Raw genomic sequence first — 22,426 nt, forward strand, 5'->3', positions numbered from 1 at the left:
TGGAGACGCGTCATGACTCCACCTGCTCGCAGGACGCAATACTGACACCCTGCGCTTCGAGCCGCCGCAAGGTCTCGTCCAGCGCACGCTCGGCGAGACGCACCAGCTCATCGATCTCGTCACGGCTGATCACCAAGGGGGGTGAGATGACCATGGTGTCACCCACCGAGCGCATCACCAGCCCCGTTTCAAAGCAGATGTCACGACACAGATTGCCCACGGCCAGGGCCTTGTCAAAGCGCTGCCCGCTGGCCTTGTCAGCGACAATTTCCAGGGCACCGATCAACCCCAGCGAGCGTGCCTCGCCGATCAATGGATGGGCCTCCAGGGCCTTCCAGCGTGACGCCAGGTACGGCCCCAGCTCGTTGCGGACCTTGTCGACGATCGCCTCGGCCTGCATCAGCTCCAGGTTTTTCAGCGCCACAGCGGCGCAGGCGGGATGCCCTGAGTAGGTGAAGCCGTGATAGAACTCGCCCCCCTCCTCGATCAGGGTCTCGGCGACACGGTCACCGACCAGCACGCCTCCAATAGGCAGATAACCTGACGACAGACCCTTGGCGATCGGCATCAGGTCGGGTATCAGATCGTAGTGAACACTGCCGAACCACTCTCCCAGGCGACCAAACCCACAGATCACCTCATCCACCACCAGCAGGATATCGTACCGATCCAGCACCTCCTTGATGGCCGGCCAGTAGCTGTCTGGCGGGATGATGGCGCCACCGGCACCCTGTACCGGCTCGGCGATAAATGCCGCCACCTGATCGGCGCCCAGCTCCTGAATGCGCGCCTCAAGCGCCTCGGCGCAGCGACGACCGAAGCTGTCGGGGTCCTCACAGCTGGCATCAGGCAGGCCCTCGCCATACCAGTAGGGCTGACGAACATGGGTAATCCCCGGTACGCAGGGCCCACCCTGCTCATGCATGGGTGCCATGCCCCCAAGGCTCATCCCCGCCACCGTGGAACCGTGATAGCCGTTCTCGCGACCGATGATCCAGTGCTTTTGCGGACGCCCCTTCAATGCCCAGTAGCGCCGCACCATACGCACGACGGTGTCATTGGCTTCGGAGCCTGAACCGGTGAAGAACACCCGGTTCATGTGCGGCGGGGCGAGACGGCAGAGGGTCGCGGCCAGCTCCACCGCCGGTGGGTGCGAGGTCTTGAAGAAGTTGTTGTAGTACGGCAGCTGAGTCAGCTGCTGGGTGGCGGCGTCGACCAGCTCCTTGCGACCGTACCCCAGGTTGACGCACCACAGCCCCGCCATGGCATCCAGTATTCGGTTGCCGTCGGCATCACGTATGTACACGCCTTGGGCATCGACGATGATGCGACTGCCCTCCTCCCCAAGCGCCTTGAAATCGGTAAAGGGATGCAGGTGGTGAGCACTGTCCAGCTGCTTGAGGGTGGTGCTGTCCTTCAGGGTCATGGCCGATTCTCCCAAAACGGCAGAGGATAAACGTTATGTTTTATTCAACATAACCACCATACGCTTTCTTGCCAAGAGATCGATCATCCTTTCGCCCAACACGAAGCTAACCCTTTGTTATATGGTTAATGACCGTAAGAAAATGTCGACATTAGATGTAAATCTTAATTTTTTTGTTTGACGACCCAATCAACATAGACCAATTTTCATTGACACAAACCTCCCCAGACCAACAACCATTCCAATCACTTGCCGGGAGTCTCTATGCATCACCTTACCCCGTTGTTGCGCCAGTGCTTTGGGCGCGCCTGCTGCTGGGCCATGTGCCTGGCCTTTGCCGCCATCCTGGCGTCACCTGCACACGCACAGCCCGACCTTTCCACTGCCGAACTCATCCTTGCAGAGGTCCCGACTCACATCGAGGTCAGTGGTCTGGAACCAGGCGCCTCCTATCGTATCGAGACACGCCACACTCACCCTTCCGGCAGCGAGAGAGTGCTCCCGGAGCGTCAGCTGATTGCCGACGACGCCGGCCAGGCCAGCCTGGAGTTGGTGCTCGGCCAGGAGACATACACCGTCTCGCTCGTGGACGCCGCCAACGCCAGCCTGGCCACTGCTGTGCTTGACCCGATTCCTGCATGGCTGTCCCTGCTGCCAGCACTCAGCGCCATTACGCTGGCGCTGGCCTTTCGCCAGGTCATCGTGGCGCTGTTCACTGGCCTGCTGCTGGGCGGCTGGGTGTTGCATGGCATGCATCCAACCGCGCTGCTCAACGCCTTCGGTGACTCGGTGAATGTGCACGTGTTGAACGCCGCCAGCGACAGCGATCACATGTCCATCGTACTGTTCTGCCTGTTGATTGGCGGCATGGTGGGGATCATCTCCCGCAACGGCGGGACCCGCGGCATTGCCGAGCGCATTTCCCGGGTGGTGCGCGGACGTCGCCAAGCCCAAAGCTCCTCCGCACTGCTGGGGCTCGCCATCTTTTTCGACGACTACGCCAATGCTCTGATCGTCGGCAACACCATGCGACATATCACCGATCGGCTATGCGTCTCTCGCGCCAAGCTGGCCTACCTTGTCGACAGCACTGCGGCGCCGGTGTCCGCCATCATGCTGGTCACGACCTGGATCGGGTTTCAGGTGGGCCTGATCAGCGAGGCGATGGCGGGGATCGATGACTGGGATGCCTCGGCCTACTCGGTATTCGTCAACGCCATTCCTTACAACGCCTACCCCATTCTCGCGCTGGTCTTCGTTTTTCTGGTGGCCTGGACCGGCCGCGACTTTGGCCCGATGCTGAAAGCCGAGCGACGCGCCCTGGCATCCCCAGGGGAGCGGCAGGCCTCAGCAGCCGAGAGGCAATCGTCGAGGAAGCAGACATCGCCACCAAGGAAGGTATCCCCCATCGCGCACTGAACGCCGTTGTGCCCATGCTGGTCCTGGTCGGGGTCACCCTCGGCGGGATTTACACCACCGGACTGGCGTCGCTCGGCGAGGGACCACATCTGCTGCGCGACGTCTTCGGGGAAGGCGACTCGTTCAGCGCCATGATGTGGGGTTCCCTTGCGGCCTGCCTATGCGCCGTCGTGCTGACCCTGGCCCAGGGGCTGATGCGCATGACGGAGACGCTTTATTACTGGTTCGAGGGCGTGAAGTCGATGCTGCTGCCGATCACCATCCTGATGATGGCATGGGCCTTGGCAGGGGTGAATGACGCGCTGCATACCAGTGACTACCTGGTGTCCGTCCTGGGCGAGAGCCTGTCGCCACAGTGGCTGCCGGCGGTGATCTTCTGTCTTGCCGGTTTCACCGCCTTTGCTACCGGCTCGTCATGGGGTGTCATGGGCATCATGATGCCTCTGGTGGTGCCGCTGGCCTGGGCGGTTCTTGACCACCACGGCATGGCCGGAAGTGCGGAAGGCATGCCACTGCTCTACGCGTCCGTGGCGGGCGTGCTGGCGGGAGCAGTGTGGGGCGACCACTGCTCTCCACTGGCCGAAACCACCCTGCTGGCGGCGATGGCCAGCGGCTGTGAGTTGATCGAACACGTCACCACACAGCTGCCCTACGCGCTGCTGGTAGGGCTGGTGGCACTGATCTTCGGTGCCGGCATGACCGGGCTGGGACTCCCCTGGTGGCTGGGACTCGGGGCAGGCGCGCTTACGCTGACCGCCTGCCTCTACCTGCTGGGCCAACGCGCGACAGCTCCCGCAAGCACACCGACGCTCTCCCACGGCTGACCGTGCATGCCAGGCGGCTGCCTGGCTGCAATCGACTCGCTACGAACGCTATCCACCAACGACAGCGGCACCGTCCTGAGACGGTGCCGCTGATGGTCTACCTGCGAAAAGACATGGCGATAAAAGACCGGCGAAACCGCCGAGCCGATATGGCTTAGCCTTCTTCGTTCATCATCGCCTGACGTTTTTCGTTGGCTGCCTCGCTACCCTCGAGCATGTCACTGTTGTAGCCGTCCATGGCGCCTTCAGTGCTACCAGGATCGGCGTGCTCGAGCATCTCCTGCCGCTTTTCGGTGGCAGCAGCGCTGCCTTCCAGCATGGTGGCATTATCTTGCTCCATCATGCCTTCGCCCGGCTGAGATTCCGCGTGGCTTTCCTCCAACGCCTGGCGCAACTCCTCTTCTGCCGTAGACTGCTCCCCGGACATTGACGACGATTCAGCCACGGCCACACCTGCCCCGAACAGCAGCATTGAGCCCGCCAGCATACCCATCGCAGACACACGCTTAAGCACCATCGCTCTCTCCTTGCGAATTCTCAAAAGAATTCTCCCGGGCAGCCCTGGAACTGCAATGGGGAAGGGCCACTTCCCCGGGAGCATGACCACGATGTCAGCTTAATGTAGTTTCTATGCCTGTCGAGGCATCAACATCGACGCCGCCGACCCCAGCACTCACCGTTGTCCTGGCGAAAACCCGCGTCAGCTCAGCGTCACCGCCTCTGATGTAATCCATGTCTTACATCAAAACGAGTCAATAACACCCATCTAACGACGATATTACCGACGACTTGCGCAAGCCTTGGCAAACCCTCGGAAGATGGCGTCGTAAAGCGGATGGGAAGCAGACTCCCACTCAGGGTGCCACTGGACAGCCAGGGTAAAGCCCGGTGCCTGCGCTACAGAAACCGCCTCCACCAGGCCATCAGGGGCCAGGGCTTCCACACGCAAGCCTTCACCCAGGCGGTCGACGCCCTGTTGATGCAGTGAATTGACCTTGGCTACCGGTTCGTCGAACAGCGCCGCCAACTGGCCTCCCGGCTCGATCGTCACGTCGTGCACGGGAGCATACTGCTGCTGCTTGTGTCCCTCGGGCTCCCGGTGATCCAGCATCCCCGGGACACGCTGTACGGCCTGATGCAAGCTGCCACCGAAGGCCACATTGATTTCCTGAAAGCCCCGGCAGATCCCCAGCAGCGGCAGTGAGCGCTCCAGCGCCAGGGGAATCCAGCTCATGGCAGCAGCATCCCGTGCCACGTCATCGCGAGTGTTTTCCGGGGCCCGTTGCGCCCCGTAGCGCTCGGGCAACACATTGGTGTAGCTGCCGGTGAGCACAAGACCATCAAGGCGTGCCAGCAAGGCACTCACGTCCTCGTCGCGTTGCTCTTCCCAGACGGGAAGCACGACCGGCTCGAGACCGTAGTCACGCAGCGTTCTCACGTACTTATCCGTGACCATGTGCGCCGGATGACCTTCGACGTCACGGCGACACGCGATGACTCCTACCAGGGGACGGATATTCATGCTCTCCCTCTTGAACGTTCACTTGTTATGGTTTGCTCAACATACATTGGTCGCATTTTCTTGCCAACCCTGGCTGAATCAAACCACAGACGACAATCCATAAATACCTGTTTATGATACAAAACAACGCAAACAGTCGGACTTCCCTCTGTGCGATGCAGTGATGGCCTCGCGTAAATAATTTGACACCACCGCTTGCCCAGCGAAACACTATGCCGATCACAACGAACCAACAAAGGTGACCGCATGAGCACCCCCGGCGTCGATGAAGCCCGCGACTTTCTCCAGCGCCATCCCGAGATCGACAGCGTGGACCTGCTGATCAGTGACCTCAATGGCGTCCTGCGCGGCAAGCGAATTCCGACGGACAACCTGGAAAAGGCCTTTGTCAGTGGCATTGCGCTACCGGGCTCTGTGTTCGCCCTCGATATCACCGGAAACACCGTGGAAGAGACAGGGCTAGGGCTCGACATCGGGGATCGTGACCAGATCTGTCGTCCCGTTCCTGGCAGCCTGATGGTGGCCCCCTGGCAGCGAGACGGCCGTCATGCCCAGCTGCTCATGAGCATGCGCGACGACGACGATGGTCCTTTCTTTGCCGACCCACGCAACGTCCTGGCGGCCCAAGTTCAGCGCCTGGCGGATCGCGGTTTCAAGGCGGTCGTGGCACTGGAGCTGGAATTCTATCTGGTCGATCGTGCCCGCGATGAACTCGGCATGGCGCAGCCCTGCAAGTCCCCCGCCAGCGGCGAACGAGCCAAGGAGAGCCAGCTCTACTCCATCAGTGAACTCGATGAATACGCCGACTTTCTCGAGGAAGTTCACGCCGCGGCCAAGACACAGCAGCTGCCTCTCGATACGGCACTGAAAGAGTGCGCCCCGGGGCAGTTCGAGATCAACCTGATTCACGGCGATGATGTGCTCAAGGCATGTGACAGCGCCGTGCTGCTCAAGCGCCTGATCAAAGGGGTCGCGCTGCGCCACGGTTTTGAAGCCACCTTCATGGCCAAGCCTTACGGCGGGGAAGCGGGCAATGGCATGCACGTGCACATGAGCCTGGTCGACCAGAATGGCGACAATGTGTTCGCAGACCCCGACGAAAATCCCCATGGCAGCCGCCTGCTGGGCAACGCCATCGCTGGCCTGATGGAGCTGATGCCCGCGTCGATGGCGCTGTTCGCGCCGAACCTCAACTCGTTCCGCCGCTTTCAACCAGGGCTCTACGTGCCCATGACCCCCTGCTGGGGATACGATAACCGCTCGGTGGCCCTGCGCATCCCTTCCGGTGCCAACGCTGCGCGCCGAGTCGAGCATCGTGTCGCGGGGGCCGACGCCAACCCTTACCTGCTGCTGGCCACGCTGCTGGCGTCTGTGCTGCATGGGCTGGCGTCAGACCTCACGCCCCCTGAGGCCACCACCGGCAACGCCTACCGCCAGCTCACGCCCACGCTGACCAATAGCTGGAGCCAGGCGCTGGATCTGCTGGAAGACTCAGCGGTCCTTGCCGAGGCCCTGGGCCGCGACTTTCTCAAGGTCTTCGTGGCCAACCGTCGAGCGGAGCGCGAGCTCGCCATGCAAAGCGTCAGTCGCCTTGAGTATGACTGGTATCTGCGCCACGTCTAAGGACGCCTGACCCTCTCAGCATCACAGATATTCCTGCTACGCAGCGGCCCCATGGGGCCGTCGCGTTGCCCTGTCCCGACGTCAACCCGAACACAACACACCAACACGGGTCCCCTTATGACACGCACAACTCCTAAAAGCCCCAAGCGCCCGTCGTGCCTGCAGGACGTTTTCGTCAACCTGGCCACTCACCAGCCTCATCTGCAGGAGGTGATCGCATGACCACGCCCTCTTCCACCTCCTCGCATCCCTTTGCTCCTGGCAAACCTGCACAGAAAGGCAAGGGCCGAGTCTTCCTTCTGGTCGCAGGATTGGTCGCCCTGGTAGCTGGTCTCACCCTCTACCATGAAGCGGGAACGCCATTTGGCTGGATAAGTCTGGTCCCTTCGCTGATCGTACTGGTCGTGGCCATCGCCACCCACCGCACCCTTGAAGCATTGGCCATCGGCTCCCTGTCAGGCCTCATCCTGATCGAGCCGGCCGATTACATCGGGACCCTGGCCGACATCTCACTCGATGTCATGATGAACGAGACCATCGCCTGGCTGATTCTGGTCTGCGGTCTGATGGGCGGCTTTATCGCGATGCTGGAAAAGTCCGGCTGCACCCTGAGCTTCAGCCACTTCATGAGCCGCCTGGTCAAGACTCGTCGGCAATCGTTGATCAGTACCGCCGTTCTCGGCCTGCTGATCTTTATCGATGACTACCTCAACGCTCTCGCCACATCTGCTGCCATGAAGCGACTTACCGACCGCTTCGGGGTATCACGCGAAAAGCTGGCGTACATCGTCGACTCCACGGCCGCTCCAATATGTGTGCTCGTGCCGATCTCCACCTGGGCGGTGTATTTTGCCGAATTGCTGGAGACCAATGGCGCGACCGACGGGCCTGGCATGTGGCTCTATATCCAATCGATCCCGTACATGCTGTATGGCTGGGTGGCCATGGGCCTGGTCTTTCTGGTCGCGATCGGGTTGATGCCCGATCTCGGACCGATGAAGGCCGCTGAGCGTCGCGCCAAGGCCGGCCAACCCATTCCCGATGGCGCCCCCGACGAACCGCTCAGTGACGACACCCCTCGCGGCAACCCCTGGCTTGGCCTGTTCAATTTCATTGCCCCCATGGCGGTATTGATCGGCGCCAGTGCCTACTTCGAGATCGACCTGCTCAAGGGCGTCATCGCCGCCACCCTGTTCACTATCGTGCTGTTCCTGGTGCAGCGCTTGTCGACCTTCTCGAGCTTGATGGATTCGATCATGGACGGCTTCCGTACCATGATGCTGCCCCTGGCCATTGTTGCCGTCGGCTTCATGCTCAAGGAAGTCAACGATCAACTGGGCATGACCCAGTTCATGATCGATACGCTGGCTCCTTACATCACCCCCGCACTGCTGCCTGCCATCGTGTTTGCTTCCATGGCCGTCGTGGTCTTTGCCACCGGCTCCTCCTGGGGCGTCTTTGTCATCTCGATCCCGATTGTGGTGCCCATGGCCGCCCATATGGGAGTGTCGATGCCATTGGTGGTCGGCGCCCTGCTGTCCGCCTCGAGCTTCGGCAGCCATGCCTGCTTCTTCTCCGACTCGTCGGTACTGTCCTCCCAGGGCAGCGGAGTACTGCCCATGCAGCACGCCCTGACGCAGCTGCCCTACACCCTGATCGGCGCCAGCGTTACCACCCTCGGCTTTATCGTGCTGGGATATAGCCTGGCGTAGCACGGAAGCTTGGCGTGGCACTTAAGCCTCGTGCATTGCCGGCAATGCCTATTGGCGAGGTCTGGCAGTCAACAGCACCGCCGCCCCCTGTGGGCGGCGGTGTCAGGTTCTATCTCGCGATATCGGCCGCTCTACAACCACCCCAGGGTCTGCATGGCCTGACTGGCGGGCTCAAGTCCGTAGCGGACGCACAGGAATCCGCCGAGACTAAGCGCCAGGGTATAGGGGGCGGCCATCCACACCATCCGTCGGTACGATAGGCGCACCAGCGGCGCCACCGTGGACGTGAGCAGGAAGAGGAATGCGGCCTGCCCATTGGGCATGGCCACCGAGGGCAGGTTGGTGCCTGTGGCGACGGCGACCGACAGCAGATCAAACTGTTCAGCGCTGATCAGTGCCTGCTGGAACGCGGCTCGAATCTCGCTGATGTAGACCGTGCCAACGAACACGTTATCCGACACCATCGACAGCAGTCCGTTGCTGAGATAGACCCATCCCAACTGCTCTCCCCCGGTATGCGCGAGTACCATGTCGATCACCGGCGCAAACAGGTGCTGCTCGACGATCACCGCGACAATGGTAAAGAACACCACCAGCAGAGCAGTGAACGGCAGCGCCTCTTCAAAGGCATGCCCGAGGGCATGCTCCTCGGTAATACCCAACAGCGAGCTTGCCAGTACGATCACGGCCAGCCCGATCAACCCCACCGACGCCTGATGCTGTGCCAGCGCCACCATCAACCAGGTGAGCACCCCCAGCTGGACCCAGAGTCGAGCGCGTTCACCCACGCTACATCCGGCGCGGTCCTGCCGATCATGTTCGATCAGGATCTGGCGAATCGTGTCTGGGAGCCGCTGACCATAGCCACACAGATGGCGACTCTCCACCAACAGGCAGGTACCCAGGCCAGCCGCCAACACCGGGATGGTCACCGGCGCCAGTCTCAAGAAGAACTCGCCGAAGCCCCAGCCCGCCTGGTCCGCAATGATCAGGTTCTGGGGCTCCCCCACCATGGTCATCACCCCACCCAGGGCGGTTCCCATGGAGGCGTGCAGCAACAGCGAGCGCAAGAACCGACGGTACTCCTGCAGCTCAGTGCGGCTGATATCGGACAGCCGCGTATCGTCAGCGTGATCGTGACTGTCGTGCTGGCCGCGGGCCGATGCGACGCGATGATAGATGGCATAGAAACCAACGGATACGCTGATGACCACCGCCATGACGGTCAGCGCATCGAGAAACGCCGACAACGCCGCCGTCGTCAGGCAAAAGCACAGCGACAGGACTCGCTTGGATGGAATACCGACCAGAAGCCGGGTGAATAGCTTCAGCAGCAGCGGCTTCATGAAGGTGATACCCGCGACCATGAAGACCAGCAGCAGTAATACATCGAGATTGGCCGAGACCTCATCCATCACGTGGTGCGCATCGGTCATGCCCATGCCGACGGCCTCCAGGGCCAGCAGCCCACCAGGCTGCAGCGGATAGCACTTGAGCGCCATGGTCAGGGTAAAGATGAATTCCGCCAGCAATAGCCAGCCAGCCACGAAGCCACCCAGCCAGAAGAACACGAGCGGGTTGATCACTAGGCAGGCGAGAAGCGAGAGCTTGTACCAGTCAGGGGAAGTCCCCAGGAAATGTCGAAATAGTGCCTGCGGTAAGGTCGTCACCATCTGCCGTCTCCTCGTCACACTCACCAGACAGGAGTATGCAAGCAGGCAGCGGCGAGAACTGCGCGTCTGGGTCAAGACTTCAGCCTGAACCAAAGGGGTAGCGACTTGTCAGCGCTTAGCCATCGGGATAGCGTGAGATCAGACCCCGCCAATGAGGAATGGAATGTGAAATGGGCCCGCAGCAGCCGCGACAAGATGCACCACCACGCCGATGACGTTGGCAACCTGCTTGTGGAAGGTTTCCACTACCTGGGGCTGTTCGTGATTGGTGGAATGATCGCCTGGGCCTCGGTGGGGACGTTCATCACCATGATCAGCTCTGGGCATGCAAGCGTAGACGACATTCTGCTGCTATTCATCTACCTGGAGCTAGGCGCCATGGTCGGCATCTACTTCAAGACCAACCACCTGCCGATTCGCTTTCTGCTCTACGTCGCCATTACCGCGCTGACCCGCTACCTGATAGGGGACATTTCCCACCATCCCAAGCCGGATATCAGTCTGCTCTACCTGTGCGGAGGCATTTTCCTGCTGGCATTGGCGGTGCTGGCCGTGCGTTATGCCTCGTATACCTTTCCCTCGAGTCGCCCCATTGATGCGTTGGGCAAGGAAGTGGACAGCGGCAAGTCGGAGTGAGCCCCCCCGTCACGCCGTTGACTGCGAACCTACCCTTTGCACATGAACATCGGCCCGATGAACATCGGCCCATAAACATCAGCCCATGAAAAGAAAAAAGACGCCGGAAGCCACTGACGGGCTCCGGCGTCTTTTGGAGATGCAGGGATCTCATCACCCCTTGGCGGCCATCCTCACGAGCGGTCGGTGGATTGCGTCACCACCTCCCACTGGGGCTGCCCCTGTTCCAGCAACACCCGGTCACCATCCGGCGCGCTCTCCAGGCGAGCAACCTGGCGTACACCGTCATACTCCCAGGCCACGTCATAGCCCAGCGTCTTCTCGCTGGTATCGTTGACCGTGTGGCAGCGCTGCTCGGTAGTGGTCACCGTCTGCCCGGACTCGATATGCCGCTGAACCTCTCGGCCGGCAAAGCCTCCGCCGATGGCGCCGGCCACCGTGGCGATCTTGCGCCCGCTACCGCCACCAATCTGGTTGCCGACCAGGCCGCCTACGACGGCACCCGCCGCACTGCCCAGGATACTGTGAGGGTCACGGGTGGGTGCCTGACGCGACACCTGCACATTTTCGCAGACCTGGCGCGGTGTGCTGACGGTCTCGGTGACCGGCGTCACCGCGGTAATGTTGGCGAATTGAGGCCCCTGGGGCGCCTGCTGGACCTGCCAGGCACCAAAGGCCAAGCCACCGAGACCGAAGACCGCTAGGGTGGAACCGACAATGATCGACTTGCTCATGCTGTTCTCCTTGCTCCTTCACGGGCTCTTATCCCCCGTGATGGGCGTCTTGGCGTAGGTTGATGACACCATCCTAGCCATTATCGAACAGCGTTCGAAGCCTTCTCGGTCAACTTGCGAGGTTTTTGTCGTACTGTCGTCCCGACGCGACAAGGGTGGCCCCCATTGGCGACGCCGAGACGACAGCCCTAGAGGACGCCGACCTAGGCTTTGTCCGAAAAGTCGACGAGCGAAGGTTAGACAAGGCAAAAATCGGTGAGAAAGCGCAGTTTACGAGGTGTAAATGAGCATTTTAAGGCGATTTTTAACGCCGTATCACCAAGCGCAGGCACTTTTCGTACAAGCCCTATAGTCCCAGCTTGTCCCGGGTCTCGTAGTACCAGGCGCCGATAGCGGACAGTGGCACGCGCAGCATGCGTCCACCGGGAAACGGCAAATGAGGGAGGCCAGCGAAGGCATCAAAGCGCTCATCGCGACCGGTCATCACCTCACTGATCAGCCGCCCCGCCAGATGGGTGCAGGTAACCCCGTGTCCTGAATAGCCCTGGGCGTAGTAGACGTTGTCATTGATGACACCGAACTGAGGCAGTCGGTTCAACGTCATCAGGAAGGTCCCGCTCCAGGCAAAGTCCACCTTGGTGGACTTGAGCTGCGGAAAGGTTTTTTCCATCTTCGGACGAATGACAGCCTCGATGTCAGCGGGGTCCTCGCCGCCATAGTTGACGCCGCCACCGTAGATCAACCGGTTGTCGCGGGTCAGCCGGAAATAGTCCAGCAGGTAGTTGCAGTCTTCCACCGCCATGTTGTTCGGCAGCAGCGAGCGGGCCAGGTCATCGCTCAACGGCTCGGTGGTGATGATCTGAGTACCGCAGGGCATGGACTTGGCCTCGAGCTCGGGCATGACGCCGCTCATGTAGGCGTTGCCCGCCATCACTACCCTGTCAGCGTGGACTCGCCCATGGCGGGTCTTGAGCTGTACAGACTGACCATGCACCAGAGCTTCCACCGGACTCTGCTCGTAGATCACGCCACCCAGAGACTCAAGCGCCGCCGCTTGCCCCAGCACCAGATTCAAGGGATGCAGGTGACCGCCGGAATGATCGACCAGCGCCCCGCTGTAGCGGTCGCTGCCGACTTCACGGCGATAGCTATCGCCTTCCAGCAACTCCAGCTGATGGTGGCCGTAACGCTCCCACAAGGCCTTGTGTTCACGCAGCCCCTTGAGCTGCTTGTCGTTGCAGGCCGCAAACAGGTTGCCCTCACGCAGGTCGCAATCGATGCCGTACTGGGCAATACGCTCACGAATGATGCGATTGCCTTCAAAGGCCATGTCTCCCAATGCCCGAGCCGTATCAGCCCCGTACTTGTCCTCGATGACATCCATGTCACGGCTATAGCTGTTGACGATCTGACCACCATTGCGACCAGAGGCACCATAACCGACACGTGCGGCTTCGAGTACGATGACCTTCAGCCCCTTCTCGGCCAGATGCAGGGCGGCGGAGATACCGGTGAATCCGGCACCTACCACACAGACATCACAACTCACGTCATCTGCCAACGCCGGACGCTGGGGAGTCTCATTGGCCGAAGCGGCATACCAGGAGGCCGCGTGATGAACGTTGTTGGCTGATGCCGCCGCAGAGGACGTAGAAGCTGACCTGGCCATAAAAACCTCTCACATGGTTATTTTATTCAACATATGATCGCATTCTACGCGGTTAAAAGCGTCAAAACCAACCCCGGCGACATCAAATAATCACCACTCAAAGCTTCCTATATGCATCGAGCCAGGCAATCGCCTGGCTCGATGTCAACGCCGACACACCATCATCTACCTACACCCGAAGCAGTAGATGCTCACGCTCCCAGGAGGAGATCACCTGGAAGTACTCTCGGTGCTCGGCACGCTTGACCGCCAGATAGCTGTTGGTGAATCGCTCCCCCAGAATACCCGCCAGGGCCTCACAGCCATGCAGCAGGTCCAGCGCGGGGCCGATGTCGTCGGGCAGCTTGTTACCGCCCGACCAGGCAGACCCGACCATGGGCGGACGCGGTTCTACCTGGCCCAGCATTCCCAGGTAGCCGCAGGCCAGAGAGGCCGCCATCACCAGATAGGGGTTGGCGTCGGCTCCGGCCAGCCGGTTCTCGACCCGGGTCGCCTCCGGCCCTGACACAGGGACACGCAGGCCTACCGTGCGGTTATCCATGCCCCACTCGACGTTGATGGGCGCCGAACCAGAGGTCTCGGTGCGCAGCAGACGCCGGTAGGAATTGACGTTGGGCGCCAGCAGCGGCATGGCAGCGGGCAGATAACGCTGCAGCCCGCCGATGAAATGGTGAAACAGGCGACTGGGCTGACCGTCGTCACCGGCAAACAGGTTTCGGCCCGTTGCGGGGTCGACCAGGCTCTGGTGAATATGCATGGAGCTGCCCGGCTCGTTGGCCATCGGCTTGGCCATGAAGGTGCCATACATGCCATGACGCAGCGCCGTCTCACGCAGTACGCGCTTGAACATCACGACCTGATCCGCCAGCACCAGCGGATCACCGTGCTGGAAGTTGACCTCCATCTGCCCGGCGCCTTCCTCATGGATCAGGGTATCCAGATCCAGATCCATCGCCTCGCAGTAGTCGTACATTTCCTCGAACAGAGGATCGAACTCGTTGACCGCATCGATGGAGAAGCTCTGTCGACTGCTCTCCTGTCGACCGGTGCGCCCTACCGGGGGCTCGAGGGGGTAGTCCGAGTCGGTATTGGTCTTGACCAGAAAGAACTCGACCTCCGGGGCCACGACGGGCGTCCAGCCTCGCGCTTGATAGAGCTCCAGCACGCGCTTGAGAACGTAGCGAGGCGCCAGCTCCACCGGCTCACCAGTAAGATAGTGACAGTCGTGAATGATCTGGGCGGTGGGATCGTCAGCCCAGGGGACCAGAAACACCGCATTGGGGTCGGGGACCAGCTCCATGTCCCGCTCGGCGGGATTCCAGAAGCGGATATCCTCGTCGTCCGGGTAGCCGCCGGTCACGGTCTGAATGAAGATCGAGTCCGGCAGGCGCGGCCGACCACCGTTCAGGTACTTGCCCGCGGGCATGATCTTGCCCTTGAGGATGCCGGTGAGATCGGTGACCAGGCACTCGACCTCGGTAATACCATATTGTTTGAACCAGTCGCTAAGCGCTGGGCTTTCCTGGCGGTTACTCATGAGAGTGTTCCGTTGCGTAAGTGTCTCGCTCGGTGGCCGAGCCCCATCCCGGGGCCCGTGGCCGGGCCGACGCCGCGAGGCGCTGAACGCCTCGCGGCAGTGGCATCACCGAGCCTTTACCTCGGACCACAGCTGCTGGAAGGTCTGCAGCTGTTGGCCTGACAGGCTGGGGGTGAAGCGAAGGCGTTCCATATCGTCTTCGGTCGGCTGGGTCGGCGGCTGCGTCAGCACCTCATCGAGGTAAGGCCGCGCGGCCTCGTTGGGGCTTGCGTAATAGTTGTAATTGGACAGCTGAGCGCCAATTTCGGCGTCCAGAATGAAGTCGATGAACTTGTGCGCGAGTTCCGGGTTGGGGGCATCCACGGGAATGACCATGGAGTCCACCCACATCTCGGCACCCTCGTCGGGAATGATGAAGGCGAGATGCTCGAAGGTTTCCGGGTCTTCATCCTTGAAGTACAGATAGTCGCCATTGAAGGACATGCCGACGTGGGTAACGCCCCGCGCCAGCTGCTGCAGCGTCGGAGTGCCATCGGTAAAACCAGAGAAGTTATCGCGGTTCTTGGTCTCGATCAGCAGTCTCGCGGCCTGTTTCAAATCATCCAGACTGCTGCACTGGAAGTTGCCTACCAGATAGGCGCAGGCGCTGCCGGTGGCCACCTGGCCGTCCTGGATCATCGAGAACGGATAGTCGCCATTGACCTCCGGATCAAACAGCAATGACCAGCTCTTCGGCGCCTCAGGGAAGGTCTCGGTGTTATACACGATACCGGTGGTGCCCCACTGATACGCCGCCGAGTACTCAGCACCCGGGTCGAAGCTGGGGTCCTTGAACTGGTCCATCAGGTTATCGAAATTCGGGATCAGTGCACGGTCAAGCTTCTGCACCAGGCCCGTCTCGATCATCCGCGGAATGTAGTAGTTCGACGGCACCACAATGTCGTACTGGGACGTGCCGCCAGCATTGAGCTTGGCGATCATTTCAGGGTTCGAGTTGAAGTAGTTGGTCACGACCTCAACGTCGTACCTCTCCTCAAACGCCTCGATGATCTCGGGGTCCATGTACTCGGTCCAATTGAACAGGTACAGCTTGCCCTCTTCGGCCTGAGCGGCCCCCGTGAACAGGACGCTGGCCAAGGTGATGCCGGCGGCGATGCGGTTGCGATAGAGCATGGTGTGGGTCTCCCTGGTGCCCTGGGTCATGGAACAGGTATCGGTTATCGGTCCTTCACGCCTTGCGCCGATTGATGGCAAGGCTGGCGACAGCAGCCAGCGCCACGGCAGCGATCATCAAGGTGGCAATGGCGTTGATCTCTGGAGAGACCCCCTTCTTGATGGCCCCCCAGATATAGATCGGCAAGGTGGCGCTTTCCGGTCCCGAGGTGAAGAAGCTGATGACGAAATCATCCACCGACAGGGTAAAGGAAAGGAAGAAGGCAGATATCAACGCCGGTTTGATGGTCGGCAGCATGAAGTGCACCACCCGCTTGATCGGGGTCGCGTACAAGTCCTTGGCTGCCTCGAACAGGGTGGGGTCGAGCCCCACGAAACGGGAGTAGACAATCAGCGCCACAAACGGAATCTGAAAGGTCACGTGAGCGATGATCATCGTCCCGAGTCCGGGCTTGAACCAGCCGGTCAACTCGTGGAGCTTGACGAAAAAGGCCATCTCGGAGATGCCAAAGACGATATCCGGCAACACGATCGGCAGATAGATCAGCACGATCAACCAGCCCAGCTTGCGATGCCGGTGGCGATACATGCCGTACCCGATCAGACAGCCGATCGCCAGGGCGATCAGTGATGATGCCAGCGCCAGCACCAGGGTATTGCCGAAGGCACTCATGATCTGGTCATTGGCAAACAGCTGGTGATACCAGCGCAGGGAGAAGCCGGTCATGCTGGCGGCGCTATTGGCGGCGTTGAAGGAAAACATCACCACCACAGCCAGCGGCAGGTACAGGAAGACCAGGGTCAACCACCAGAAGCCCGTCAGTCCACGCTTGAGGGTGCGCTTTCTCATATCACCACCTCCTCTCCACCGCCCAGGCGTTTGCCAATACGCCGCATGGCATAAAGCCCAGCAAAGGTTGCCAGCAGCATCAAGATGGCGCCGGCGGCGCCGAGCGGCCAGTTGGAGCCACCCGAGAACTGGTTGGCGACCAGGTTGCCCAGCATCAACGCCTTGCCACCGCCCAGCAGCTCAGGGATCACATACATGCCAAAGGCCGGGATGGCAACCAGCACCACGCCCGCCAGCAGTCCCGGCAAGGTCTGCGGAAACACCGCGTGCCAGAAGGCCTTGATGGGCGTGGCGTAGAGATCCTGGGCCGCCTCGACCTGCGCCGTATCCAGTTTTTCAAAGGCGGCGTACAGCGGCAGCACCATAAACGGCAGGAAGTTGTAGACCAGGCCCAGGGTGACGGCGAAGTTCGACGGATACAGGCCCATGTTCGGGGCAATCAGTCCCAACGTTTCGGCGGCAGCCGACAGCGGCGTCCCCGGTGCCAGCAGATTCATCCAGCCAAAGGTGCGGATGACCTGATTGGTCCAGGACGGCACGACCACCAGCAGCAGCATGATCGGCCGCCAGCGAGCTCGACAGGTGGTGATGTAGTAGGCGATCGGATAGGCCACGACGACCACCAACCCTGTCGCCACCACGGTCTGCCACAGCGACCTCAACAGCGTATAGAGGTTGCCCGGGCTCCAGCCCAGAAAGCCGAATCCCGCCAGCTGGCGAAAGGACTCCAGCGACAATGGCATCTCGGGCAGTCCATAGGGCCCGTTGGTCATGAAGGCCACGCCCATCAGATAGGCACTGGGCAGCACCAGAAAAAGGATGATCCATGCAGCACCGGGACTGACGGTAAACAGCAGATGCCTGGTCTCGGTCACCATGGCTCGGCTACGGCCGAGCACAGCAGTATCGTTCATGCTCGGTCCCCCTATGCAGCAACGGTCACAAGATCTTCAGCGGCCACCACCAGGGTCACCTCGTCATCCACCTCGGGCAGCCGGTGTCCACGGTTGTTGATCGTGGCCTGGATCGTGGCCGCGCCGACCGCCAGGCGAAACTCGGCGTGACTGCCCCGATACAGGCGTTCCACCACCCTGCCATGCAGGTGATTGGCGCCCTGCTGCGTTCCCGGCAGCACGTCCAGGGTTTCAGGGCGAATCAACAGCAGCTCATCGCTGCCCGCCGTGCCCGGTTCGAGCACCAGTTCGCCCAGCTCGGTGGTCACCCGATCCCCCTCCCGGCGGCTGATGGGATAGAGGTTGTCATGTCCCATGAAGCGCGCCACAAACGCATTGACGGGCCGTTCGTAGACATCACGTGGAGGCCCCACCTGCTGGATCGTGCCTCCGTTGAGCACGGCGATACGATCGGACATGACCATTGCCTCGTCCTGATCGTGGGTCACGAACACAAAGGTCATGCCCAGCCGCTTCTGGACCCTCAGCAATTCCACCTGCAGCTGGCTGCGCAAGCCCGCATCAAGCGCCGACAGAGGCTCATCCAACAGCAGTACATCCGGCTCGCACACCAGCGCTCGAGCCAGGGCAATGCGCTGACGCTGGCCGCCCGACAGCTGATCGATACGCCGGTCGATGAGATCCCCCAGCTGGATAAACTGCGCAATACGCGCTACCCGCTCTTCCCGCTGCTGACGATCGACACCGCGCATCTTGAGGCCAAAGGCCAGGTTCTCGCGCACGGAAAGGTGCGGAAACAGGGCATAGGACTGGAATACCGTATTGACGCTGCGCTGGTGGGGCGGCACGTCGGTGACATCACGCTGGCCGATGGTCAGACGTCCATCGTCGGCTTCTTCCAGGCCCGCGAGGATCCGCAGCAGGGTTGTCTTGCCGCAGCCAGACGGCCCCAGCAGGGTAAAGAACTCTCCCGCCTGGATAGTGAGATCAACGCCATCAAGGGCCACGGTGCTGTTGCCGAAGCGCTTGTGCAGTCCCTGCATGTGGATCGACGAGGCGCTGCGCTCTGGTCCGCCGTCTGCGGGCCGGTCGTGCTCTGAAGGACCATGCTCTGACAGCTCGTGCTGTGACGAACCGTGCGGTTGTGCAACATGCTCAGCCTCGCCGGAGTCCGCGGGCGTAGCGCTGGAATCACCCGCATGCTGGGTCGCACGCTGAGCGGAAGGTATCTCGGTCATAGGGGGGATCCTCGTCATGGTCGGCACATCAGTGAAACGCTGCGGTCGATAAAGCATGACCGTGCGTTGCTACAGCCGATCGCGAAGCTTGTAGAAATGTGTGGCGAGCAACAACAGCGGCGTCCTCAAAAGACGACCGCCAGGGAAGCGGCGGTGGGGCATGGCAGCAAAGACATCGAAGCGCTCGCTCTGGCCGGCAATCGTTTCCGCCATCAGCTTGCCGGCGAGGCCGGCCATGGCCATGCCATGTCCAGAGTATCCTTGCGCGTAGTAGACGTTGGCCGCTACACGCCCGAAGTCCGGCGCCCGATTGAAGGTGATGGCGACGTCGCCACCCCAACGGTAGTCGATCTGAACATCGTTGAGCACGGGAAACAGACGCCGAATCTTGCCATCAATGCGCGCCTCCAGCCCACGTGGAGGGCGTCCATCGTAGCTGACCTCGCCGCCATAGATCAGGCGACGGTCCGCCGACAGCCGATAGTAATCCAGCACGAAGTTGGCATCGGACAGCGCATCGTTACGGGGCAGCACCAACGCGGCCTGCTCTTCACTCATGGGCGCGGTGGCAATCATGTAGTTGGCGCAGCGCATGACCCGCCCGCTCAGGCGGGGCAGCAATGCGTCGCCGTAGGCATTGGTCGCGACCACCACGCTGTCGGCGGTGACCTGCCCCTGGGGCGTGAGCACCCGCGCTGGGGTGCCCTGCTCGATCGACGAGACCGGACTGAAGCCGTGGAAGACGGCCCCGGCCTGCTGCGCTGCACGGGCGAGACCCAAGGTGTAGTTGAGGGGATGGAGATGGCCCGCTTCCGACTCCCACAGGGCGGCCGGATAGGCGTCGGTCACCACATGCTCCTTGAGTGCGGCACCCTCGCGCCATTCAAGCGCACGGTAATCGTACTTCCGGGCCATGGTGTCCTGGTGCTCGCGCAGCTCGCGAACGTGGCGCGGTTTCACCGCTGCATGCAGGTAACCCCAGGCAAGCTCGCAAGGAATGTCATGCTGATTGATGAGGTCAGCGGTCAGACGAACCGCCTCGCGACTCATCTCCCAGATATCCCGTGCAGCCGATAGCCCAAGGGCTTGCTCCACGGTACTCATGTCGGTACCAAGCCCCGGCAGGATTTGCCCACCACTGCGACCAGAGGCGCCGTAGCCGACCTCCTGAGCTTCCAGCACCACCACCTTGTAGCCACGCTCGGCCAGATGAAGTGCTGTCGAGCAGCCGGTAATACCCGCACCGACCACACAGACGTCCGCATGCACCTGGCCTTCTAGTGCCGGTGTCGGCGCCAGCTCCACCTTGATGGAGTCGCGGTACCAGGAGGCCGCCGCGGACGAGGAAGAATCTGTCATGGGAGAATCCGTGTTGGTTGCGTAAACGCTTGTTGTTATCGAATCTCACACCTTTTTAGCAAGGTGATGACGACAGTGTGCCATTTTTTCGCCACCAGGCGTCAAGTATCCAATAACACAAACCTACTAACCCTAAGGTCAGTAATTCCTAACGCATGGCCATCCTGATGGCCTTGACGAACATGTCTCCAGCTACGACACCTAGACTTTGCGCTTCTGGCTTCATATCGTCCCGGACGACCAAAAGACATCGTTAACGCGTCGGTCATACTGTTATGCAGCTGGCAGAACTTAGCACCATCAAGGTAAAAAAACTCGACACCTGGTCCAGGCCCGATACGCTCACATCGCCATCATCAACGATGAGCGACGAAGCAGACTAGCAGAAATACGCGAGCACACAACGCACGCCATCATCAGGGCTCTCGCGCTGATTGGGCATCGTGTCCCAACGCCTCCAGAAAGACTTCCAGCACGCGATGCGGACGCCGATCACGGCGAGTGATGGCGACGAACGGCGTCTCGTAGGCGGCCTGCGCCGGGCAAAGCTCACGCAGCCGCCCCTGGGCCACCCAGATCTGGGCATGGTGATCTGGCAAGTATCCCAGGTAGGCCCCGGTGAGGATCAGAAAGGCCGCACCCTCGCGGTCGGATGCGGTGGCGCTGGCCTTGAGCCCCTGATGGCGCTCGCGACCGTCATCCGGGAGTGGGTAGGAAGGCACCACCGCGTCCCAGTCGGTGAGTGCGTCCAGCGCCACGTCTCTTGCGTCGAACAAGGGGTGCCCTCGACCGCAGTAGAGCCCGGAACGCTCGCTGTAGAGCGCATGACTGTCGAGACTGGTGGGAAGATTGACCGCCGGAACCACCCCCACATGCAGGCGGCCATCCAGCACTCCCCTGGCAATCTCTCCCGGGGGATCCATGTGCATATTGATGCGCACATCGGGGCCCTGGGCCTTGAGGCTGGCCAGGGCATGGGTAATGCGCATCTCAGGCGAGCTGACCAGCGTGTCCGTGATGCCGATATTCAGCTCACCACGAAGGCTGTGATGCAGCGCATTCACCTCGGTGCGAAAGGCTTCGAGCCCGGACAGCAGACGTCGAGCCCCTTCCAGAACCTCGCGGCCCTCCTCGGTCAGCGCAAAGCCGCCTCGACCGCGGCGGCAGAGTTTGAGCCCAAGACGCTTTTCCAGATCCCCCATGTGCAGGCTGATGGCCGACCGACTGATGCCAAGCTCGCTCTCGGCAGCGGAAAAGCCGCCGCACTCGGCCACGGCCTTGAACACCCGCAGCAGGCGGATATCAAAATCCGTGACTGGCCGCTGTCGGCTCACGGCGTCTGCTCTTGCGGCTGAGACTCGGTGGGACGCTGGCGGCACTCAGGACAGTGAGGGTCGCGGCTCAGCCGGTAATGACGCCATTCACCGGACAGGCCATCAAAGGTAGCAAGTCCCTGGTGCGCCTGCCCCGCTCCCGCCAGCAGCTTGACCGCCTCAAGGGCCTGAAAACAGCCGATCACCCCTACCAGGGGGGAAATCACGCCACTCTCGGCGCAGGATAGTGCCTCATCCTGCTGGTCGTCCTGGGGGTAGAGGCAGGCGTAGCAGGGACTCTGCTCCTGGCGCGGATCGAATACCGCCAGCTGGCCAGAGAACCGAATCGCCGCTCCGGACACCAGCGGGACGCCGGCCGCCACGCTGGCGGCATTGACCGCATAGCGACTGCTGAAACGATCGGTGCAGTCCACGATGACGTCGACCTTGCTGGCCAGGGCAGCGAGGGCGGCGGTATCGAGATGCTGCTCGACGATATGCACCTGACAGCCCTCGTTGAGCGCCGTGGCAGCCTCTGCGGCAGAGCTCGCCTTGTTGCGCCCCAGGTCTGCCTGGCGATGGGCGATCTGGCGCTGCAGATTGGACAGCTCGACACTATCGGCATCGGCGATGGTCAGCTCGCCGACCCCGGCCGCGGCCAGGTACAGCGCCACCGGAGACCCCAGCCCTCCCGCCCCGACGACCAAGGCATGACTGCCGAGCAGGCGCTCCTGCCCTTCGATATCGACCTGAGGCAGCATGATCTGACGGCTGTAACGCAGCAGTTGCTGATCATTCATGGCG

Annotated in this window: 19 protein-coding genes; 5 read left to right on the forward strand and 14 right to left on the reverse strand. The window is 61.3% G+C overall.

Annotated features, from left to right (window positions below; genetic code table 11):
* Nucleotides 1-10: 10 nt before the first annotated feature.
* Nucleotides 11-1,426: an aspartate aminotransferase family protein gene (locus tag KUV45_RS17105; protein ID WP_222163518.1), complete on the reverse strand. Its 1,416-nt coding sequence runs from the start codon at nucleotides 1,424-1,426 to the stop codon at nucleotides 11-13.
* A 264-nt stretch (nucleotides 1,427-1,690) separates the two neighbouring features.
* Between KUV45_RS17105 and KUV45_RS17110 the strand changes: the two genes are divergently transcribed.
* Both KUV45_RS17110 and KUV45_RS17115 read left to right on the forward strand, forming a co-directional pair.
* Entirely contained in the window at nucleotides 1,691-2,845 is a 1,155-nt protein-coding gene (locus tag KUV45_RS17110; RefSeq protein WP_222163519.1) for a Na+/H+ antiporter NhaC family protein, read from the forward strand.
* Between the two features lie 8 nt (nucleotides 2,846-2,853).
* Entirely contained in the window at nucleotides 2,854-3,669 is an 816-nt protein-coding gene (locus tag KUV45_RS17115; RefSeq protein WP_222163521.1) for a Na+/H+ antiporter NhaC family protein, read from the forward strand.
* 154 nt (nucleotides 3,670-3,823) lie between these two features.
* Here the strand turns inward: KUV45_RS17115 and KUV45_RS17120 are convergent, their stop codons facing one another.
* Together KUV45_RS17120 and KUV45_RS17125 are read right to left on the reverse strand one after the other, a co-directional pair.
* Complete coding sequence (locus KUV45_RS17120; RefSeq protein ID WP_222163522.1) at nucleotides 3,824-4,186, reverse strand: hypothetical protein; 363 nt, start codon at nucleotides 4,184-4,186, stop codon at nucleotides 3,824-3,826.
* A gap of 261 nt (nucleotides 4,187-4,447) precedes the next feature.
* Nucleotides 4,448-5,191: a gamma-glutamyl-gamma-aminobutyrate hydrolase family protein gene (locus KUV45_RS17125; protein ID WP_222163524.1), complete on the reverse strand. Its 744-nt coding sequence runs from the start codon at nucleotides 5,189-5,191 to the stop codon at nucleotides 4,448-4,450.
* A 246-nt stretch (nucleotides 5,192-5,437) separates the two neighbouring features.
* Between KUV45_RS17125 and KUV45_RS17130 the strand changes: the two genes are divergently transcribed.
* The gene (locus KUV45_RS17130; protein ID WP_222163530.1) at nucleotides 5,438-6,814 is read left to right on the forward strand and encodes a glutamine synthetase family protein; all 1,377 of its coding nucleotides are present in this window, start codon (nucleotides 5,438-5,440) and stop codon (nucleotides 6,812-6,814) included.
* Between the two features lie 218 nt (nucleotides 6,815-7,032).
* Nucleotides 7,033-8,526 carry a Na+/H+ antiporter NhaC family protein gene (locus tag KUV45_RS17135; RefSeq protein ID WP_206943372.1) on the forward strand — a complete coding sequence of 498 codons (1,494 nt, stop codon included), beginning with the start codon at nucleotides 7,033-7,035 and terminating at the stop codon, nucleotides 8,524-8,526.
* Between the two features lie 131 nt (nucleotides 8,527-8,657).
* Here KUV45_RS17135 and nhaB read toward each other — a convergent pair whose 3' ends face one another.
* Nucleotides 8,658-10,199, reverse strand: a complete 1,542-nt coding sequence (gene nhaB, locus KUV45_RS17140; protein WP_222163531.1) for a sodium/proton antiporter NhaB — start codon at nucleotides 10,197-10,199, stop codon at nucleotides 8,658-8,660.
* Between the two features lie 165 nt (nucleotides 10,200-10,364).
* Between nhaB and KUV45_RS17145 the strand changes: the two genes are divergently transcribed.
* Entirely contained in the window at nucleotides 10,365-10,835 is a 471-nt protein-coding gene (locus tag KUV45_RS17145; RefSeq protein WP_222163532.1) for a phosphate-starvation-inducible protein PsiE, read from the forward strand.
* 173 nt (nucleotides 10,836-11,008) lie between these two features.
* Here KUV45_RS17145 and KUV45_RS17150 read toward each other — a convergent pair whose 3' ends face one another.
* From KUV45_RS17150 to KUV45_RS17195, 10 genes are all read right to left on the reverse strand, one after another.
* The gene (locus KUV45_RS17150) at nucleotides 11,009-11,569 is read right to left on the reverse strand and encodes a glycine zipper 2TM domain-containing protein (RefSeq protein ID WP_206943382.1); all 561 of its coding nucleotides are present in this window, start codon (nucleotides 11,567-11,569) and stop codon (nucleotides 11,009-11,011) included.
* 346 nt (nucleotides 11,570-11,915) lie between these two features.
* On the reverse strand, nucleotides 11,916-13,238 hold the full coding sequence (locus tag KUV45_RS17155) for an FAD-binding oxidoreductase (RefSeq protein WP_222163534.1): 1,323 nt from the start codon (nucleotides 13,236-13,238) through the stop codon (nucleotides 11,916-11,918).
* 169 nt (nucleotides 13,239-13,407) lie between these two features.
* Nucleotides 13,408-14,775 (reverse strand): glutamine synthetase family protein, encoded by a 1,368-nt coding sequence (locus KUV45_RS17160; protein WP_206943384.1) that lies wholly within the window; start codon nucleotides 14,773-14,775, stop codon nucleotides 13,408-13,410.
* Nucleotides 14,776-14,880: 105 nt separating this feature from the next.
* Entirely contained in the window at nucleotides 14,881-15,948 is a 1,068-nt protein-coding gene (locus tag KUV45_RS17165) for a PotD/PotF family extracellular solute-binding protein (RefSeq protein WP_206943385.1), read from the reverse strand.
* 55 nt (nucleotides 15,949-16,003) lie between these two features.
* On the reverse strand, nucleotides 16,004-16,798 hold the full coding sequence (locus KUV45_RS17170) for an ABC transporter permease (protein ID WP_206943386.1): 795 nt from the start codon (nucleotides 16,796-16,798) through the stop codon (nucleotides 16,004-16,006).
* A complete protein-coding gene (locus KUV45_RS17175; RefSeq protein ID WP_206943388.1) occupies nucleotides 16,795-17,712 on the reverse strand; it encodes an ABC transporter permease in 918 nt (305 codons plus the stop codon). Before KUV45_RS17175 ends, KUV45_RS17170 begins: the two co-directional genes overlap by 4 nt.
* 11 nt (nucleotides 17,713-17,723) lie before the next feature.
* Nucleotides 17,724-18,950, reverse strand: coding sequence for an ABC transporter ATP-binding protein (locus tag KUV45_RS17180; RefSeq protein WP_222163536.1), 1,227 nt, complete (start codon nucleotides 18,948-18,950; stop codon nucleotides 17,724-17,726).
* A 69-nt stretch (nucleotides 18,951-19,019) separates the two neighbouring features.
* A complete protein-coding gene (locus tag KUV45_RS17185; protein WP_222163537.1) occupies nucleotides 19,020-20,309 on the reverse strand; it encodes an FAD-binding oxidoreductase in 1,290 nt (429 codons plus the stop codon).
* A 416-nt stretch (nucleotides 20,310-20,725) separates the two neighbouring features.
* Nucleotides 20,726-21,643, reverse strand: a complete 918-nt coding sequence (locus tag KUV45_RS17190) for a LysR family transcriptional regulator (protein WP_224852065.1) — start codon at nucleotides 21,641-21,643, stop codon at nucleotides 20,726-20,728.
* On the reverse strand, nucleotides 21,640-22,422 hold the full coding sequence (locus KUV45_RS17195; protein WP_206943395.1) for a molybdopterin-synthase adenylyltransferase MoeB: 783 nt from the start codon (nucleotides 22,420-22,422) through the stop codon (nucleotides 21,640-21,642). Before KUV45_RS17195 ends, KUV45_RS17190 begins: the two co-directional genes overlap by 4 nt.
* Between the last annotated feature and the right edge of the window lie 4 nt (nucleotides 22,423-22,426).

The organism is Halomonas sp. DP3Y7-2, from assembly GCF_019800795.1.
Lineage (GTDB): Bacteria > Pseudomonadota > Gammaproteobacteria > Pseudomonadales > Halomonadaceae > Halomonas > Halomonas litopenaei_A.